Raw genomic sequence first — 18,403 nt, forward strand, 5'->3', positions numbered from 1 at the left:
CAAACTCTCCATAAAAGTTAAGTTTAAATCTTGTATTGCTCAAAAAACTAATAATTGACGTTTACTTCATGTTTTGTTTAGTTTTCAAAGTTCATAATGGAGCGGGTGATGGGAATCGAACCCACGACCGAAGCTTGGAAGGCTTCTATTTTACCATTAAACTACACCCGCGAAATGGTCGGGAAGACAGGATTTGAACCTGCGACCCCCTGGTCCCAAACCAGGTGCTCTACCAAGCTGAGCCACTTCCCGTAATATGGCGCGCCCGAAAGGACTCGAACCCATAACCTTTTGATCCGTAGTCAAACGCTCTATCCAATTGAGCTACGGGCGCATATTGTAAAGTGTGTCGTCTTCGTTAGCGACTTTTACAGTTTATAACATCCAACTGTTTATGTCAACAACTTTTTTAAAAGTTTTTTTAAACTTTAAAAGCTTACTACGATAAGCTTTCGTTGACTTCGTTAACTTGTCTGACGTGACTTAAACTATATTAAAGCATAGGACAATCAATGTCAACACTTTTCAAATAAAAAAATGACTAGTTTATTTACTTAGTTGATTTAACTGTACTTATAGAGCTTTTATAAGTTAATAATTTAGCTTTAATCAATACATATTTATCATTTCTGACATAGTACTACGCAATAAGAACTGAATTCCTATAGTACAATTTAAGTACAGGCTCAGATAAAAGTAGAGTTTCTCCCTTTTCTATACAACAAACAATTCTTTATTTCAGTTTTCCATTATTTTAACGAGATGGATTTGGTATAAATAATATGTCTTTATTTTTGAGTAACTATGAAGAGCTTTTGAATACTTTGTTCTTTATAAATAAAAAATATTATAAATGAGCATTAAAAAAGATATTAAACTAAAATAAGGTAATCTAACTAATAGGAAGTGTGAAAAATGGATATTAATTTTCTTACAATCCTCCTTATCATCAATATACTTCTAGCGGGGGTTGTTGTATTTATTGAAAAAAGAGATGTTGTCGCCACATGGGCGTGGCTAATGATTTTATTTTTTATACCAATAGTAGGATTTTTACTATATTTATTTTTAGGTAGGCAACTAAAACAAAAGAATTTCTACCACCTATCGACTAAAGAAAAAACTTATCTTCAATTGGCGGTTACGGAACAAGCTAATAAAATTCATACAGATCAAAGTTTCCATCAAGATAAGCTACTATCAAAGCATTCACACTTAATTATGATGAATTTAAAGTCAGCTAACGCATTATTAACGACAAATAATGAGATCCAAACGTTTCGAGATGGACACGAGAAATTTAATTCACTATTCAAAGACATACAACTTGCCAAAAAGGAGATTAATATTCAGTACTACATCATTCAGCGTGATTCATTAGGAAAAAAACTTAGAGATGAACTTACAAAAAAAGCAGAAGAAGGTGTAAAAGTACGAGTCCTGTATGATGACATTGGTTCCAAAAGAATTACACCCTCTTTTTTCAAAGAACTTGTTAAACATGGTGGAGAGGTAAAAGCTTTCTTCCCTTCATTCTTAAGACTCATCAATTTTCGATTAAATAATAGGAATCACAGAAAACTATGTATTATTGATGGAAGAATTGCTTATATCGGAGGATTCAATATTGGAAATGAATATCTTGGTATTGATCAGAAATTTGGCTATTGGAGAGACACTCATTTTCGTATAAAGGGAGAATCAGTAAACCAAATTCAAGGTAGATTTATTTTAGACTGGCAACAAGCCACTAATCAGCCTGTACATAATATAGAAGAATTCTCATTTAATAATGAAAAGAATATCGGAAGCACCCCTATCCAAATAGTTGCAAGTGGCCCAAATTCAGAAACAGAGCACTTAAAAAACATGTACGTTAAGTTAATTATGTCTGCTAAAAAAAGTGTTTATATCCAAACACCGTATTTTATTCCAGATGCAAGTATTATGGACGCATGCAAAATCGCTATTTTATCCGGTATCGATGTAAGGATAATGATTCCAAGTAAACCTGATCACCCATTCGTGTATTGGGCATCTCTATCGTACGCTGGAGAACTTTTATCCTATGGCGCAAAAATATTACTTTATGAAAATGGTTTTTTACATGCTAAAACAATCGTTGTTGATCACGAAGTAGCTTCGGTAGGAACTACAAATATTGATACGCGTAGTTTTAAATTAAATTTTGAAATAAACGCGATTACCTATTCTGAAGAAAAAGCTTCTGAGCTACAAAATCTTTTTTTACTTGATAGTAATCATAGTAGTGAGCTTACAATTGAAAAATATCAAGAGCGATCAGTCATAATCAAGTTAAAAGAAGCGATCTCGCGCCTCTTATCTCCAATATTGTAAATAAAAAACATTACTTAACGGTAATGTTTTTTATTTTATCTTTATAGTTTCAAAATGAAAGGTAATGTGAACTTTTCTGTAGAATAATGGTTATAGTTAACAGATTATTAAAAAATCAAAGAAGGTGAAATATGAGTATTATTAAAAAGATATTTGTAGTTTTTTTAACTCTTTCATTACTATCGATAAGTTTCTTTACAAATCCAACTTCTACCTATGCAGCAGATAAAGTTTATACTGTATCTGCAAGTAAATTAAATGTCCGTAGTGGGCCTAGTACATCCTATAAGTTGATCGGTGCTGTTAAAAAAGGCCAATTTTTAACGATTATTAAAAAACAATCCAATGGATGGTATAAAATTAAATTTAAAAAAACAACTGGATTTATAAATGGAAAATATGTAACGGCGGAGTTCACTAACGTTAAATCATTAGATAAAAGTATTATTGTTGACTTGAAATATAACACTACCAATAACTTTACTGGCAAACGAATTTATAATTTTAGTCAAGCAATACTTAGGGCAAGTACAGCAAAAAAATTAGCAAAAGCAAACGCAATACTTAAAGAACAAGGATATACAATTAAAGTATGGGATGCTTATCGTCCTTTTTCTGCACAACAATCACTTTGGAACGCATATCCTAATTCGAATTATGTAGCTAAACCTGATTCAAAAAATATCCGTGGACACCAACTTGGCGCAACGGTGGATATTACACTATGTACTTTAGATGGAAAAGAAGTACAAATGCAATCTAAATTCGATGATTTTTCTTCACGTGCATCTCGAAGCTATAAACGAAGCAGTGAACAGGAAAATAGTTATCAAGTTATGGATAAGGCAATGAGAGAAGTTGGTTTTGTAGGCTACTCTAAAGAATGGTGGCATTACTCAGATAAAAATCAAAATTTTAAAGCTATACAGGTAAATCCTGCAAATTATTAATGCTAAAACTCACTTTTGAATAATAAAAGTGAGTTTTTTGTAATTATCTCTATTTTGTTCGATGTACGGTTAAGGTTACTTTACTTGTTTCACACATAAACGTTGAAAGGTGGACAGGTTCCTCATTTGAATCATAGGCGATTTTTAGTATTTTAAATAGATTTGCTCCTATATCGCATTCAAGGTAATTGGCATATATTTTTGTCGCACCGATTACGTCGATGATTTTATCGTTGCTTAAGATTTCTGTATGATATTCCTTTGAGAGAACTTTATATGTAGATTCATCTGTTGCAATTTTCTTTTCCAAATCTGGAAAACGAATTAGTGAGTAATGCGCAATATCATAAAAAAGCGGACGGTCGTTTACATACATAAGTCGCTCCAGCTCTAGTACGCGACTTCCTTCCTCAACTTTAAGATGTTCTGCAACATCCTTTGATGCCGGGATAACTTCACTTCTAAGGATTCGGGAATTTGGAATCATCCCTAGTTGGTGGCTAAACTCCGAGAATCCGCTTACAGATAACAGTTCATTATTAAACTTATTCGAAGCCACAAACGTCCCTCTGCGTGGTATGCGTGTCAATGCACCATCCTTCACTAATTCCTCAATGGCCTTTCGAATAGTGATTCGGCTGACATTATACGTTTCACAAAGCTCAGCTTCTGTGGGAATCTGTTGATCTGGTTTATATTTCCCTTGTTGAATATCATTCTGTAGCATTTGCCTTATCTGCATATAGAGTGGCTGTGGGGTTGAAGAATTTAGGTTCATAATTTTCATCCTATCCGTCAATGTTTTTCAACATTATTATACACTGCCGACTAGTCATCGTCACCATGCACCGAAATAGCCAATTGTTTTTGCAGCCGTTTTAGTCCCCAATTCCAAACACTGTTGGATCGAAAGACCCTGTAAAGTACCATAAAGAAAACCAGCTATGAAAGAATCTCCTGCTCCCATCGTATCTACAACATTATCTTCCAATACCCCAAATTGATAAAAATGTTTGCCGTCGAAAGCTAATGATCCATTTTCTCCAAGCGTAGCAACAGTCACCTTGGAACCTTGTGTTTTTACATCCTTTAAAAATCCTCTGATAAATTCATCATCCTTTTTATAAGAAAAAAAGGAATAGTCTACATAACCAGTTAATGTCTTTACTAAATCGTGCTCTAACTGGTCTGAAAAATCAAATGCAGTAAGCAACCCATTTTGTTTAAAAAGAGGATAATATCCCTCAACATGTCCCCATATCCCAGCGTGGACAAGTTGATGTGTTTGAATAAACTCCTGTTCTTCATTAGTTAAAGTAAACTGAGCCATTACTCCTTCATCGTAATCTCTAAAATGACGGTCATTATTAACTAATTCAACATGGGTAACTGCTGTTTTTCCTATCTTTTTAGAAATAAACGATGTATCAACACCCTTACTTTGAATCGACTTAATCATTTGATCACCGAAGGAATCACTTCCAACCCAGCCGATATACGAAGAGTCTGCTCCTAATTGCTTTAAGTAGACAGCAACATTTACCGGATTTCCTCCAGGATACACTTTCTCGTTTGCAAGATAGACATCCATACAGTTATCGCCGACTGTAACAATTCTCATCTAATCCCAACCTTCTTTTTAATCTAAGAAACGAGCACTACCATGTAGTGCTCACTAAATTTTTTTAATATTCTACTTTGCGGTAGTATCTTCTTAGGTCTAATGAGTGGTTTCTTTCCCTTTCAAGATAAACACTGATTCGACTTAAAACTGCCCAATTAATACTAACGGAGAAGTGTTTTCTAAATTCCTCACTAACGCCTAGTAATTCAAAGTCCTTTGTATCAATAACAGTTAATTGATTCGTAATTTTTTCAGCAAACCTTTCAACACGATCCATCAATGGTCTTGTTTCATCTTCACCTTTAAGTAAAATAACACTAGTATCTTCAACTACTAGCTCAAGCGTACCATGGAAAAACTCCGCTGCATGGATGGATTTTGCATGAATCCATTGCATTTCCTCCAAAATACACATTGCATATGAATAAGTGTTACCCCATAAGTTACCTGAGCCCACCATCATATGGTAATCTGTATCCTTATGTTTAATAGCAAATTCCTCAGCTTTTTTATCAAAGTCTTTTACGGCAGCTAATATCGCTTGTGGCAACAAGGAAACTTCTTTTGTGAAATGTTCATATTGCGGAAATTCATCATTATTATACATGAAGCGAAATACTACCATGTACAACAGCATAAAGAACGTATCAAAGGAATGTTTTTCCGAGCCGGTTGTAATACAGTAATTTACTACCTGCGTTAATGGAGTATTCGGCTCCGCTACTAAAGCAATTGTAGTAGCCCCTCTTTCTTTACAAAACTCTGCCGCTGCAACAGTTTCTTGTGTTGTCCCTGAAACTGAGGTGAAAATACATACGGAATCCTTTGAAAATTGCTTATTGTTCATGACCATAAACTCGGCAGCGATTTCAGCATGTACATTAATCGTTGAGTTTGATTCTAAAATATATTTATAAGGATACATCATTGCAATTGTTCCACCAGCACCAATCAGGAAAAGATTGCTGAAACCTTTTTGACAGATTGAATCGACGATATCCTCAATTTTACTTCTAAATGCAAGTCCTTCTTTTTCTACAAGTTTTAAAAATAACGCTTCATCAAATTTTAACATGGTTAGATCCCCCTAAACTATATTTGTTATGTCTTGTATTATAATTAAATATAACAATTAAAGCAATTGCTTTTTCAAAAAATTAAGAAGCTAGTAAAAGTTCACTAGCTTCCTGATATAATTGAATTCTTCTTTGTTACTAGTTTACCGTCATTTTTCTTATTCGGTCCGTATCGTTTTTCCCAGTAATAGTAAACAGGTAGTCCGGTAGCAATAACAATAAATGCAGCTACCATCCCTTGCCATGGAGCCCAAGTAAACGTACCCCAAGCAAGCCAAGAAGCTCCCATAATTGCTAAAACCGTCGTTAGTCTCCACATTGGCATCCTGTAAATGGGGTTATAGTCCTCCCTTTTACGGCATTTATAAACCGCTACAAAATCTAAAATATTAATCACTAATTGAATTAATGTAAAATAACCTAATAAAGTCGTTAAATTAGTTGCAAAAACTAGAATACATGCATAGGTAACTTGAACAATAATTGAAAAACTTGGTGTTTCATACTTTGGATGAACACGCCCAAAACGTTGAAAAAATAGCCCGTCCTTCGCCATCGCGTATTCTAACCTAGGCTGAAACATGATACAAGAACTTAATGATCCTAAAATAACGATAATTGCAGTAATCGCAACAAACGAAGAAGCAATATGAGATAGTCCTGGTATATACTTAACCGCATCAGACACAGCTGCACTAGAATTCATCAATTTGCTAAAAGGCATTAATCCAATTACGCAGACTGCTAGCAAAGTATATAAGATTAATACAATAAAGACAGAGCTAATTAGAGCACGAGGTAACGTTTTTCCGGGATTTTTAAATTCACCTGCCATAAAACAAATGGCGGCCATACCGGTATAAGCCCAGGTTGTGGCAGAGACACCACCGATTAGACTTGTTTTTACAACTTCCCCATGTGGCGTATAAGAGAAGTTCCCTGGGTGCATATACATTAAACCTAAAACAATAACAATAATGAACGGAATGATTTTCACGGCAGTAATAATCACTTGAAAAAGCCCGCCCTCTTTTACACTTCGATAATGAATTGAAGTTATGATTAAAATTATCGCAACCCCTAACAACTTGCCTGCAACTCCAGAGAAAAACGGGAAAAAGCTTGCCAAGTATGAAACTACTGCTAAAGCCATAATAGAAATAGATGGTGGATCAAGCGCCCAAAATGTTGCCCATCCATATAAAAAGGCTAATGGCCTCCAGCCTGCTTTATTCAAATATACGTAACCGCTTCCATTTTCAGGATAAGCAGTTGATAGCTCAGCAAGAACCATTACTTGCGGAATAGCGATAACCCCACCAATAATCCAAGCTAAAATAGAAATAGAAGGTGTTCCCGCTGCTTTCGCTACATCACCAGACGAGACAAAGATACCTGATCCTACGGTCGTACCAACAGCAATTGCTAATGCCGACCAAAATCCGAGCTTTCGTGTAAGCGTAGTATTACTCATAAAGGGCTCCTCCAAATTTTTAGATTATACAATTCCTAATTCATTTAGTTTATCTAAGGATTTTTTAACAGCATCTAATCGATTTTGATAGTAAGTTGACCCCATAATTTCAAGGGTACATGACCCATCGTACTGGTGCTTTTGCACACTCTTCACGTAATCTCTCCATTGTAAATTACCATCATCTAAAGCAAGATGAGAATCTGTTTTGCTATCACCATCTATTAAATGGAAATGACATAACTCAGGAAGCAATAAGAAAAAATCATCTGGTGTTTCACCCGCTAAATTCATTGCAACAGTATCAATCATCCCTTTTAAGGAAGGGGATTTTATTTCTTCAATCATTCTTTTTAATCCCCGTGTATTAATAATTAAGTTAGATTCGAATCTTGTTAAAGGTTCTAGTGCAAGTGTGATCCCCTCGTGCTCCGCCACCTTTGTAATTTGATATATTGATTCACTTGCATATTTCCACGATTCTTCTTTTGTTAGGGAGAAATCACCAATCCCTGAAGTAATTAGCATCTTATCCGTTTCCAATTCCACAGCGGAGTGAATATTTTCAATAAAATAATCAATACTCGTTTTTCGCCAATTCGAATCTGAAGCAGCAAGATTGTAAGGATAGATGCATTGTTCAGGAGTATAGCAGACTATTTCAATACTTCTAGCTTTAATTTCTTTCTTTATCTCTCTCAAATTGCAAAGCAAGTTTCTATAAACATAGAGGTGCGGTTCACCAGCCCATAACTCAATGCTACTGATGCCCAATTGATCCATACAATCCAAAAAATATTGGATAGGTTAATGCTTGAATGTGATATTCATTCCTGCTACTTTCATTAACTACCTCCTTTCTCTTAAAGTTATCTTATTTGTTATGCTTTGTATTATAATCAAGAATAACATAAAATACAATGAATTTTAAGAATTTTTAATATTCATTTTTAAATACTACAAAGTCCAGGTTCCCAATCAAACAATGATACAGAGAAACAGTTTTCCAATACTTCTAAAATTAAATACTGTGACCAACTAGCCTATAAAAGTCATACAAATTTTAAACACAAAAAAGGCCTCTACATTACGTAGAAGCCTTATTACTTATATATATATAAATTGATGCGGCCGAGAGGACTTGAACCTCCACAGAGAAACCTCCACTAGGCCCTCAACCTAGCGCGTCTGCCATTCCGCCACGACCGCGAATAAACAAAAGTGAGCCATGAAGGATTCGAACCTTCGACCCTCTGATTAAAAGTCAGATGCTCTACCTACTGAGCTAATGGCTCGTAATAATACAGTTTATAAAATATTGCCTGCTCTATAAGACGTCCTTGTCTCAGATAGAAATTCAAGGAGCGGTTCGACAAGTACGCTGAAGTAATCGCTTCGTAGCTTACTCGTTCGTGCTCTACCTACTGAGCTAATGGCTCATAATATAAAGATATTACAAGTATAACTAAATACCAAATATTTTTAAACCAACTTACTGTCTACACGATCGCGTCTAAGATAAAAGCAAATCCCCTTACCTTAAACATACTTATAAAAAACTAAAATGGCTGGGCTACCTGGATTCGAACCAGGGCATGACGGAATCAAAATCCGTTGCCTTACCGCTTGGCTATAGCCCATTGATGTAACATCATGAATCAACTTCTCCGAATAATCTTCATGAGCCCGCTCCGCAGGATTTTTTTTATGTTGTATTGCATTTACCTCTCAAGATAAAAAACAATCCGACACTTCAATATACTTCTTTACCTAAAGTTCGAGTAACCTTCAAGAACCCACACTATAGGATTTTTTGTGTTTTAATGTTTATCCTCCAGAAACTACTCCAAAGTAAAACAGTCTAACACCACAATCTTCTAAAACAAATGGCTGGGCTACCTGGATTCGAACCAGGGCATGACGGAATCAAAATCCGTTGCCTTACCGCTTGGCTATAGCCCATTGATGTAACATCATGGATCAACTTCTCCGAGTAATCTTCATGAACCCGCTCCGCAGGATTTTTTTTATGTTGTTTTGCTTCCACTTCTAGAATTAACTCCTCAAGATAAAAAACAATCCGACAATTTCGAAATTCATCTTTATCTAAAGTACGAGTAACCTACACGAGCCTACACCGCATAGAAACAATCTAACTCCAAAAACCCACTCTTACTATTTTTCTCCAAATAAAGAAAAAAATACTACAATTTGTAGTAATGAATGGCGGTCCCGACCGGGATCGAACCGGCGATCTCCTGCGTGACAGGCAGGCATGTTAACCGCTACACCACGGGACCATATGAAGTTAATGGTGGAGGATGACGGGCTCGAACCGCCGACCCCCTGCTTGTAAGGCAGGTGCTCTCCCAGCTGAGCTAATCCTCCAGGATAAAAATGGTGACCCGTACGGGACTCGAACCCGTGTTACCGCCGTGAAAGGGCGGTGTCTTAACCGCTTGACCAACGGGCCAAAAAAAATATGGCAGAGAAGAAGGGATTCGAACCCTCGCACCGCGTAAACGATCTACACCCTTAGCAGGGGCGCCCCTTGAGCCACTTGGGTACTTCTCTATAATAATGGCTCCGCAGGTAGGGTTCGAACCTACGACCACTCGGTTAACAGCCGAGTGCTCTACCACTGAGCTACTGCGGAAAAATACTAATCTTTTCATCAAGTTTTGTAACATGATGACAAGTATTAATATAAACTAAATGCATATTAGATGTCAACACTATTTATAATAGTTTTAATGGACTTTTGCACATTCCACATACATAGCGGCTAGTGTCCACTTTTCTTTTTCTTAAAAAAGCTTGCCCACACCCTGAACATCTATATTTATACTTATAGGAATGTGTTCGTTTTTTTATTGAATTTAGTGGTTTGCAATACCTAGGTGCACCTACCTTTTTTAATAGTTCTTTAAAGTCTCTATCCTCATGCTTATATCCTTTTTTCATAATATGAAGATGATAATGGCACAGCTCGTGTAATATGATCCCCTTTAGCTCTTCAATTCCGTGTTCTTCTAAATAAAATTTATTTAATTCGATATTACTTGTTTTTAATAAATACCTACCACCAGTTGTCCTTAATCTAGTATTGAAAGAAGCTTGGTGGAGAAATGGTCGCTCAAAATAAGTGATTGATAGTTCTTCAACCAGTTTTTGTATCTCCTCGTTATCCAATTATGAATCGCCATCCTTTTTTCTACTTTATTATAACTGAACAACTCACAAATTCTTGGGTATGCGCATACATTAAACTTACAAATGAGAATTTTAAAAGATCTTATTAGTACGATTTATGCTAAATGGGCTGCTCTTAGTAAACCTCTCTACAACGGCGTAATTTTTACTATCCAAAATGAACAATACAGTTATCCTTTTTATACAACGTATCGGAAGGTTACCCCTCACTCATTTATTTCATCGCCCATCCTCAAAAAAGATGGGCGAAGATTTTTAAGTTGGAGGTTTTCATCATGGTAATGCCTAGTTGGCTTAAAACTCAAATTCAAAAAGCATTTTATGAAAAAAACCGTTATCAAATTAAATTATTAAATCAATGTTGGTTTTATTATCAAAAAATTAAGCTTTGACGATTTCTTTCGATTCAATTGGTAGCATAGATAAACCTACTCTTTGTTTCTTTTGATCTACTTCAGCAATCCATACCTTAACTACTTGACCAACCGATACAACATCAAGCGGATGCTTAATAAATTTACTACTCATTCTAGAAATATGAACAAGGCCATCGTTCTTTAGCCCAATATCAACAAACGCACCAAAATCGACTACATTTCTTACTGTTCCTTCAAGTTCCATTCCTATGTTTAGGTCTTCAATTTGAAGAACATCTTGGCGAAGGATTGGTGCTGCTAATTCATCTCGTAGATCTCTTTCAGGTTGCATTAATGATGCTAAAATATCCTTTAGCGTAATTTCACCAATATCTAGTTGCTCTGATACTTCTTTTAAATTAATCGTCTTTAACTTTTCTTTCAATTCACTTGAACCAATTTGACTCGTTGAGAATTTTAATTGCTTTAATAATTTTTTTACTTGTACGTAGCTTTCCGGGTGGATACTTGTACGGTCTAAAGGCTCATCTCCTTCTAGAACACGTAAAAATCCAATACATTGCTCATATGTTTTAGCGCCTAATCTAGGTATTGTTTTAAGCTCTTTTCGGTTTGTAATTTTCCCTTTTTCGTCACGGTAATTAACAATATTTTTCGCTACTGTTTTGGACAAGCCCGATACGTATTGAAGTAGTGAAACTGAAGCTGTATTTACATTTACGCCAACTTGGTTAACAGATGTTTCAACGACGAATGATAATGATTCATTTAAGCTCTTTTGAGATACATCATGTTGATATAATCCTACCCCAACAGATTTAGGATCTATTTTCACAAGTTCTGCTAACGGATCTTGTAGGCGTCTTGCAATTGATACTGCGCTTCGTTCCTCAACTTGGAAATCAGGGAACTCTTCTCTTGCTAACTCAGATGCTGAGTAAACACTTGCACCAGCTTCATTTACGATTACATAATAAGTATTATTTTTCATTTCTTTTAAAATTCCAGAAATAAACAGCTCTGTTTCTCTCGAAGCTGTACCGTTTCCAATTGCGATCATTTCTATTTTATATTCGATAAGAATATCTTTAATTTTTGCAACTGCTTGTTCTCTTTTATTTCTTTGAACCTCTTCCCTTTCACCTTTGAAAGGATGAGGGTAAATCACACCTATTTTAAGAACTTTCCCCGTCTCATCTACTACTGCTAATTTACAACCTGTACGGAATGCAGGATCTACTCCTAGCACGATTTTCCCTTTTAATGGTGGTTGCAGTAATAATGAACGCAAGTTTTCTGAGAAAATATTAATCGCGTGTGAATCAGCTTTTTCGGATAATTCTTTACGAATCTCTCTTTCAATTGAAGGCTGAATTAATCTTTTATATGCATCTTCAACGACTTCCAATAGGATTGATCGTACAAAAGTGTCCTTTGTAATAACCCTTTTTTCTAAATATAAAATAATCTCTTCAAAAGGAGATTGAATTGCAACCTTTAATATATCTTCTTTTTCAGCACGATTCATTGCTAGTATTCTATGTGGAACAATCTTTGAAATTGGTTCAGAGTATTCGTAATACATTTCGTATACTTTTTTCTCGTCTTTTTCAGAGTCTTTTACAGTACTGTCAATCGTTCCCTTTTTGAAGGTAACTTCACGAATCCACTTTCGATACGTAGCATCGTCCGCAATCCATTCCGCAATAATATCTTTTCCACCTTGAATAACTTCATCAACTGTATTAACTTCCAGTTCAACATTTATGTATTTTAACGCTTCATCCGCAAGTGAACCTTCATTTGGCATTGAAAATAACCATTCTGCAAAAGGTTCTAACCCTTTATCTTTAGCAACTGTAGCGCGAGTTCTTCTTTTTTCTTTATATGGTCGGTATAAATCTTCAACTTCTTGTAGCTTTGTAGCTAATGTAATACTTTTACGTAATTCATCAGTCAGTTTCCCTTTTTCCTCAATTAAACGGATTACTTCATCTTTTCTCGTTTGAAGATTTACAGCATACTCATATTTTTCTAAAATGGAATGAATTTGCACCTCATCAAGAGATCCTGTTTTTTCTTTTCGATACCTAGCAATAAAGGGAATCGTATTTCCTTCTTCCTTCAATTCAATTACGGTAGCTACTTGTTTCGAAGTAATTGTTAAATCAGATGCAATTTTATTAATCAATTGTTGTGACAAAAATAACGCCTCCAATTTTTGGGAATTATATAAGACCTAAAATAACCCTTTCAAGACGAAAGGGTTACAAAACATTTATTATAATCTATGTAGGTAAAGCTGCTATAAAAGCAACTTTAAAAATCAACAAGTCCTAAACTGATTTGCAACGCTTCATCAACCTGATCCATCATCTCATCATCAAGATGTGTTATCTTATCGGTTAATCGTTGTTTGTCAATCGTTCGAATTTGTTCTAGTAGTATAACCGAATCACGTTCAAATCCATATTTTTTAGCATCGATTTCAACATGTGTTGGAAGCTTTGCTTTTTGGATTTGTGCTGTAATCGCAGCGACTATAACGGTAGGACTAAAACGATTACCGATATCATTTTGTATTATGAGAACCGGACGAACTCCACCTTGTTCTGAGCCAACTACAGGGGAAAGGTCTGCAAAATATACGTCGCCACGTTTTACTATCAAGTGATTACCCCCCGCTAACTAAGCGCTCCACTTTAGAATCCGCTTCAGACTCAGCATAGAATGACTCAGAAGATATTAATAAGTTGATTTTAGCCATTTCCATGTATCCACGTCGCATGTGTTCGCGACTTTGGCGTCTTTTACGATCTTTTAAAAACATCTTAGTCGCTTGATAAATATACTCATTTCGATTACCGTTTTCTTGCTTTACTAATCCATCTAGTTCGCTTACTACGTGTTTTGGTAAACGTACTGTTATTTCAGTTGTCGCATTTAGTTCGGACAAGTTTCAGCACCTCCAGAATCAACTATTACCCATATATCTCCCTATACTACATCATACCATTATTTTCAGTGATTGGAAAGACACATATCTTCGCTTATCTTAACCAAAATACAGTGTTTCATACTTTAATACATCAAATTACAATTAATCTGATACTAGATAATTACTTATGGACTTAATATTTCCATTCTTTTTATATACTCTTGGTACCCTATGATTTATAAGGCAAGTTACTTCATAATTGATTGTATTCATATGTGCAGCGACTTCCTCAGCCGTTACTGCTCCATCCTTACTTTCTCCTATTAAAGTCACTTTTGTACCAACAGGATAATGTTTAGAAAGCTTGATCATACACTGATCCATACAAACTCTACCAACTATTTCTGCCTTTTCACCTTCAACCAACACCGAAAATCCTTGCATATCTCTAAGCCAGCCATCCGCATAGCCAATTGGTAACGTCGCAATCCACTCTGAATCAGAAGTAAAATACGTTGCACCATAACTTACACCACTATTTGCTGGTAATTGCTTAATATGTGAGATTTTCGTATAAAGCGATAGTGCTGGCTTTAATGTAAATGGTAGCATTGGTTTTATTTCTAAAGATGGAGTTAAACCATACATGATAATACCAACACGTACAGTATTAAATAGGTTAGTTTCTAATGCAGCCGCTGCACTGTTTGCACAATGAATTAGCTCAGGAGCGAATCCACTGCCTTTAACCCATTCTATACATTCATAAAATTTGTCTACTTGCTCATTAAAATAAGATCTATTTAGCTCATCAGCAGTAGCGAAATGTGTAAACAAACCTTCCAGTATAATTGATGGATTTTTTCGTAAGATCGATGCAGCTTGCTCCCATTCAGATCTTGTTTTCAGGCCTAATCTACCCATCCCAGTATCAAATTTAATATGAATCATTGTACGATCTGTGCTTTTTAGATTTTTAGAAATACCTTCTAACCAATCAACATTATATGCCGTTAAAGTTAATTTATACTTGATTGCAACGTTAATATCCTCAGGTCTAGTTGCCCCCAACACTAAAATCGGCGCCTCTATTCCCGCGTTACGCAGAAAAATCCCTTCATCAATAAAAGCAACTAATAATCTTGTTGCTCCAGACTTTAATGCTTGTTTCGCTACTTCTACATAACCATGTCCATATGCATTCGCTTTTAAAGCTACATATATTTCTTGATGATTAGGGTAAAGCGATACAATATTTTTGATGTTTTCTTCAATAGCATCTAAATCTACTTCTACCCATGTGTCGCGATAAAATGATGTTTCTGTCATGAACTACACTTCCTTATCGATTTACCCATTACTCTTTATTTATATGTGTAAAATTATTTGCTTATTTTACTATAAATGTCAACCAATATACTACTCATTTTTAGTTTATTTAAAATTTAAAAGGGCGTGATAAAGCATCATCACGCCCTTTTAAGTTTGAAAAAAAATATTATTTTGTGCCTGTATCTCCGACTGATTGGGCAACTTGAATTAACTCACCTTGGGTTAAGTTTTTAGAAACAATCGTAAAGTCTGTTCCACCGTATGACCATGTAATCATCTTATCTGATAATGCTCCTACTGTTTTACCTAAATCGACTGGTTCACCAGTGATCTCCATCGTTGTTCCAGACTCTGAAATCCGTGCTTTTTGCTCTATTAAAGTAAACGATTTTTTATCGCCTTTATATGAAAGGATAACCTGAACACCATTTTCTGTTTTTACTTCTTGTTGATCATCTAACACTACACCCTTCATTAAATAATTAGGGTAAAGTGTAACTAATAAATCTGGATCATTTTCTGGATTTGTAGAAGTAGGTACACTTAAACGAGCGCTTGTCATATTTTTCTTCACATCAAAAGCATCATTATCAAATTTCGCATTGTATTGTACTTTATCGAATTTAACGTCCAACACAACATTTTTATCTGTATCTAATAGTTTTACTGATTCAGGTGTCAGACCTTTTTTATTAAAAGTAATTTCTTGTGTTGGGAGCAATTGTCTATTTGTGTAATTTGTTTTTGTTTCAAACACATATCCTTGCTTTGTTGTTTTAAACGTTGCATTCTTATCTTGTACTAGGTCATTAACCAATGATTCCGGTAAATATGGCTGACTGCTGTTTGATGGCCAATCACTTTGGAAGCGATAGCTTTTATTTAATGCTGGTGTTAAAACAAACACACCCTCTTTGTTTCTTAAAATAATTTGGTTTTGATCACTCTTAGCATTTTTTAGTTGTACACGGTAGTAAGAAGGCTTTTTATGCCAAATGACTACTTCATACTTTTGAGGATCATTCCCGTTATTAATTGTTAATGTTGCATCGGCCTTATAGCCATTCATTTTTTCCATCTGATTGCTAAGAGAACCTACAACATCATCTTTCGATTTCGTGCCACATGCAGCCAATGATAGTACTAACATGATTGTCAAAAGCATCGCTACAAGCTTTTTCTTCATCTCCCCAGCTCCTTTATTCCTCTTAAATTGTAAAAAAGAGAATTTTATGCAAAGGCTTATGAATAAATGTGCGCGAGTAGCTTAGAAGTAAAATCTAGATTTATTCATGCACGTTGCAACCTTGCTTCTTATATCCTCATGAAACTATATGAGGTCAAGCTCTAAAATATGCAGACTAGCATGACAAGCTAATTTAAAAAATTTAAAGAAAACTCTCTAATTGTTGAGCCTGTTAGTGAAGACAATGGTGTATTTACACATATTAATTAATCCTTAAAATTTAGCAACTACGTCGAATACAAAAAAAGAAAAGTCACTCAAATGAGTGACTTCAGCGTGTAGACAAAGTACAGATAACTTGAGTTTCAGACTGATTGCAAGCGCTTGTCTTTCGAGGCGCGAAGCCTGGTGAGGAGCGGAGTTACCTTAGACGGTAATGAGCACCGCAGACAGGTGAAGCAACGAAGAAAGCGAGCGTTTGGCAGGCAGTCTGAAGTCACTCAAATGAGTGACTGTTTAAAAGGGTATTATATTTGCTGTAAGACCACTTGAGCAGCAGCATAATGTTCAGTATGCGTAATTGATAAAAACGGTATAAACGGCAAATCAACGCTTAATACAGGCTTACCTTTTCCGTCATTTAAGATTTCAATATCATGAAATCCTAATTCTTTCCCAATTCCAGTGCCAAAAGCTTTTGAACATGCTTCTTTTGCGGCGAATCTTCCTGATAAAAATTCAAGTTTTCTTCGTTCTGATAAGTTTTCGTATATTTCATATTCTGCTTCAGTTAAAATCCTTTTCGCAAACCGGGGCTGCGAGCTAGTAATTTCTTTCATTCGTTCAATTTCTACTAAATCTAATCCAATACCTACGATCATATTTCCTCACCCTAACTTTCGAGTACTACGGTTTAAAATAAAAACTTGAATCATTAATCATTTCAATAGACGGATGATCTTTCAAATCACTCATTAATTGAAATAATGCATTATCTTTTTGTTTTGCTTCAATCATACAATCAATTTGTCTAACCGAGCCATAAATTTCATTTAAAAATGTAATAAACATGTTCGGGTCCACAAAATCAGCATGAGCACGTATGTCTTTCTCATCTCTAGGACTTGATATATGCATTTTCATTGGCAAGCTCGAAGCTTTCCATGTATCAACTGCATAACTCCAATTTTTAACCCAATCTTCATTTGTGTTGTTAACTAGATGATGATGATAGTCAAATACAAGCGGTACTCCTAATTTTTCACAGGCAAATAATGTTTCATCAAACGTAAAGGTAGTATCATCATTTTCAAACATTAGCATTTTTTGAATTTGCGCAGGAACAAGGCTGAAATTCTCTATTAATTGCTCCAATGATTTTTCCTTATCATCATACCCTCCACCAATATGTAGTACACATCGTTGTTCTGTATTAATCTTCATCGCTTTTAAAAGCTGATAATGCATTTTTAAGGTTTTTACTGATGTTTTTAATAACTCTTCATCAGTTGAGTTCAAGATAACAAAATGATCCGGATGAAAATCAATCCTCATTTCATTCTTAATCGCAAATTTACCTAACTCAAGCAAACTTTCCTTTAATGGCTTTATGTAATTCCAATCTGCTACTTCTTCATGATTTGCTAAAGGGACTAATTTACTACTCAGGCGAAAAAAAGATATATCATGTGCTTTGTTGTGCTTTAGTAGTCTTAGACAGTTATTTATATTAGTATTAGCAATTTGCTCTAGCTTACGAATAGCCGCATCTTTATCCTTTTGTTTTAAAAACTGAGCAACCGTCATTGTCTTTGATGGCGAGGCGTTTTGTAAATTCATACTCATTGCGACATATCCAAGTCTTACCAACATTAT

At 35.2% G+C, this 18,403-nt stretch carries 16 protein-coding genes and 12 tRNA genes; 3 read left to right on the plus strand and 25 right to left on the minus strand.

From position 1 onward, the window contains the following. Positions 1-97: 97 nt before the first annotated feature. The 3 genes from ACFWM3_RS20880 to ACFWM3_RS20890 form a co-directional block, all read right to left on the minus strand. Positions 98-171, minus strand: a tRNA-Gly gene (locus ACFWM3_RS20880). A 4-nt stretch (positions 172-175) separates the two neighbouring features. After that, a tRNA-Pro gene (locus ACFWM3_RS20885) sits at positions 176-252 on the minus strand. A gap of 5 nt (positions 253-257) precedes the next feature. Further along, positions 258-334: transfer RNA gene (locus ACFWM3_RS20890), tRNA-Arg, on the minus strand. Positions 335-915: 581 nt separating this feature from the next. Between ACFWM3_RS20890 and cls the strand changes: the two genes are divergently transcribed. Both cls and ACFWM3_RS20900 read left to right on the plus strand, forming a co-directional pair. Beyond that, positions 916-2,358 carry a cardiolipin synthase gene (gene cls, locus ACFWM3_RS20895; protein WP_390312804.1) on the plus strand — a complete coding sequence of 481 codons (1,443 nt, stop codon included), beginning with the start codon at positions 916-918 and terminating at the stop codon, positions 2,356-2,358. A gap of 131 nt (positions 2,359-2,489) precedes the next feature. Next, positions 2,490-3,308 carry a M15 family metallopeptidase gene (locus tag ACFWM3_RS20900; protein WP_390312805.1) on the plus strand — a complete coding sequence of 273 codons (819 nt, stop codon included), beginning with the start codon at positions 2,490-2,492 and terminating at the stop codon, positions 3,306-3,308. Positions 3,309-3,357: 49 nt separating this feature from the next. Here the strand turns inward: ACFWM3_RS20900 and ACFWM3_RS20905 are convergent, their stop codons facing one another. The 15 genes from ACFWM3_RS20905 to ACFWM3_RS20975 all read right to left on the minus strand — a co-directional run bounded on the left by ACFWM3_RS20905 (position 3,358) and on the right by ACFWM3_RS20975 (position 10,674). Then, positions 3,358-4,086 (minus strand): GntR family transcriptional regulator, encoded by a 729-nt coding sequence (locus ACFWM3_RS20905; RefSeq protein ID WP_056476024.1) that lies wholly within the window; start codon positions 4,084-4,086, stop codon positions 3,358-3,360. Positions 4,087-4,146: 60 nt separating this feature from the next. After that, positions 4,147-4,929 carry a fructoselysine 6-kinase gene (frlD, locus tag ACFWM3_RS20910; RefSeq protein ID WP_390312806.1) on the minus strand — a complete coding sequence of 261 codons (783 nt, stop codon included), beginning with the start codon at positions 4,927-4,929 and terminating at the stop codon, positions 4,147-4,149. A gap of 64 nt (positions 4,930-4,993) precedes the next feature. After that, positions 4,994-6,007, minus strand: a complete 1,014-nt coding sequence (locus ACFWM3_RS20915; protein ID WP_390312807.1) for an SIS domain-containing protein — start codon at positions 6,005-6,007, stop codon at positions 4,994-4,996. Positions 6,008-6,111: 104 nt separating this feature from the next. Continuing rightward, positions 6,112-7,482 (minus strand): amino acid permease, encoded by a 1,371-nt coding sequence (locus ACFWM3_RS20920; protein ID WP_390312808.1) that lies wholly within the window; start codon positions 7,480-7,482, stop codon positions 6,112-6,114. Between the two features lie 24 nt (positions 7,483-7,506). Continuing rightward, positions 7,507-8,265 (minus strand): TIM barrel protein, encoded by a 759-nt coding sequence (locus ACFWM3_RS20925; protein WP_390312809.1) that lies wholly within the window; start codon positions 8,263-8,265, stop codon positions 7,507-7,509. 343 nt (positions 8,266-8,608) lie between these two features. Further along, positions 8,609-8,691, minus strand: a tRNA-Leu gene (locus ACFWM3_RS20930). Positions 8,692-8,704: 13 nt separating this feature from the next. Then, positions 8,705-8,777, minus strand: a tRNA-Lys gene (locus ACFWM3_RS20935). 270 nt (positions 8,778-9,047) lie between these two features. Further along, positions 9,048-9,122 (minus strand) — tRNA-Gln (locus ACFWM3_RS20940). Between the two features lie 247 nt (positions 9,123-9,369). Further along, positions 9,370-9,444: transfer RNA gene (locus ACFWM3_RS20945), tRNA-Gln, on the minus strand. Positions 9,445-9,706: 262 nt separating this feature from the next. Next, positions 9,707-9,782 (minus strand) — tRNA-Asp (locus ACFWM3_RS20950). A gap of 12 nt (positions 9,783-9,794) precedes the next feature. Beyond that, a tRNA-Val gene (locus ACFWM3_RS20955) sits at positions 9,795-9,870 on the minus strand. Positions 9,871-9,880: 10 nt separating this feature from the next. Beyond that, positions 9,881-9,955: transfer RNA gene (locus ACFWM3_RS20960), tRNA-Glu, on the minus strand. A gap of 10 nt (positions 9,956-9,965) precedes the next feature. Further along, positions 9,966-10,056: transfer RNA gene (locus ACFWM3_RS20965), tRNA-Ser, on the minus strand. Between the two features lie 7 nt (positions 10,057-10,063). Further along, positions 10,064-10,138: transfer RNA gene (locus tag ACFWM3_RS20970), tRNA-Asn, on the minus strand. Positions 10,139-10,221: 83 nt separating this feature from the next. Then, a complete protein-coding gene (locus tag ACFWM3_RS20975; RefSeq protein WP_390312810.1) occupies positions 10,222-10,674 on the minus strand; it encodes a SprT family protein in 453 nt (150 codons plus the stop codon). Positions 10,675-10,976: 302 nt separating this feature from the next. Here ACFWM3_RS20975 and cmpA point away from each other — a divergent pair, with 302 nt between their 5' ends. Continuing rightward, complete coding sequence (gene cmpA, locus ACFWM3_RS20980) at positions 10,977-11,087, plus strand: cortex morphogenetic protein CmpA (RefSeq protein ID WP_088044329.1); 111 nt, start codon at positions 10,977-10,979, stop codon at positions 11,085-11,087. Here cmpA and ACFWM3_RS20985 read toward each other — a convergent pair. The 7 genes from ACFWM3_RS20985 to uvsE form a co-directional block, all read right to left on the minus strand. After that, the gene (locus ACFWM3_RS20985; protein WP_390312811.1) at positions 11,077-13,275 is read right to left on the minus strand and encodes a Tex family protein; all 2,199 of its coding nucleotides are present in this window, start codon (positions 13,273-13,275) and stop codon (positions 11,077-11,079) included. The genes cmpA and ACFWM3_RS20985 overlap by 11 nt on opposite strands. 116 nt (positions 13,276-13,391) lie before the next feature. Further along, complete coding sequence (ndoA, locus tag ACFWM3_RS20990) at positions 13,392-13,742, minus strand: type II toxin-antitoxin system endoribonuclease NdoA (protein ID WP_056476047.1); 351 nt, start codon at positions 13,740-13,742, stop codon at positions 13,392-13,394. 4 nt (positions 13,743-13,746) lie between these two features. Beyond that, positions 13,747-14,028, minus strand: coding sequence for a CopG family ribbon-helix-helix protein (locus ACFWM3_RS20995; RefSeq protein ID WP_056476050.1), 282 nt, complete (start codon positions 14,026-14,028; stop codon positions 13,747-13,749). Between the two features lie 144 nt (positions 14,029-14,172). Beyond that, positions 14,173-15,339: an alanine racemase gene (alr, locus tag ACFWM3_RS21000; protein WP_390312813.1), complete on the minus strand. Its 1,167-nt coding sequence runs from the start codon at positions 15,337-15,339 to the stop codon at positions 14,173-14,175. Between the two features lie 169 nt (positions 15,340-15,508). After that, positions 15,509-16,528, minus strand: coding sequence for a LolA family protein (locus ACFWM3_RS21005; protein ID WP_390312814.1), 1,020 nt, complete (start codon positions 16,526-16,528; stop codon positions 15,509-15,511). 527 nt (positions 16,529-17,055) lie between these two features. Continuing rightward, entirely contained in the window at positions 17,056-17,409 is a 354-nt protein-coding gene (gene acpS / locus ACFWM3_RS21010; RefSeq protein ID WP_056476057.1) for a holo-ACP synthase, read from the minus strand. Between the two features lie 25 nt (positions 17,410-17,434). Further along, positions 17,435-18,400 carry a UV DNA damage repair endonuclease UvsE gene (gene uvsE, locus ACFWM3_RS21015; RefSeq protein WP_390312836.1) on the minus strand — a complete coding sequence of 322 codons (966 nt, stop codon included), beginning with the start codon at positions 18,398-18,400 and terminating at the stop codon, positions 17,435-17,437. Positions 18,401-18,403 lie beyond the last annotated feature (3 nt).

This window comes from Gottfriedia sp. NPDC058432, from assembly GCF_042721555.1.
GTDB lineage: Bacteria > Bacillota > Bacilli > Bacillales > Bacillaceae_G > Gottfriedia.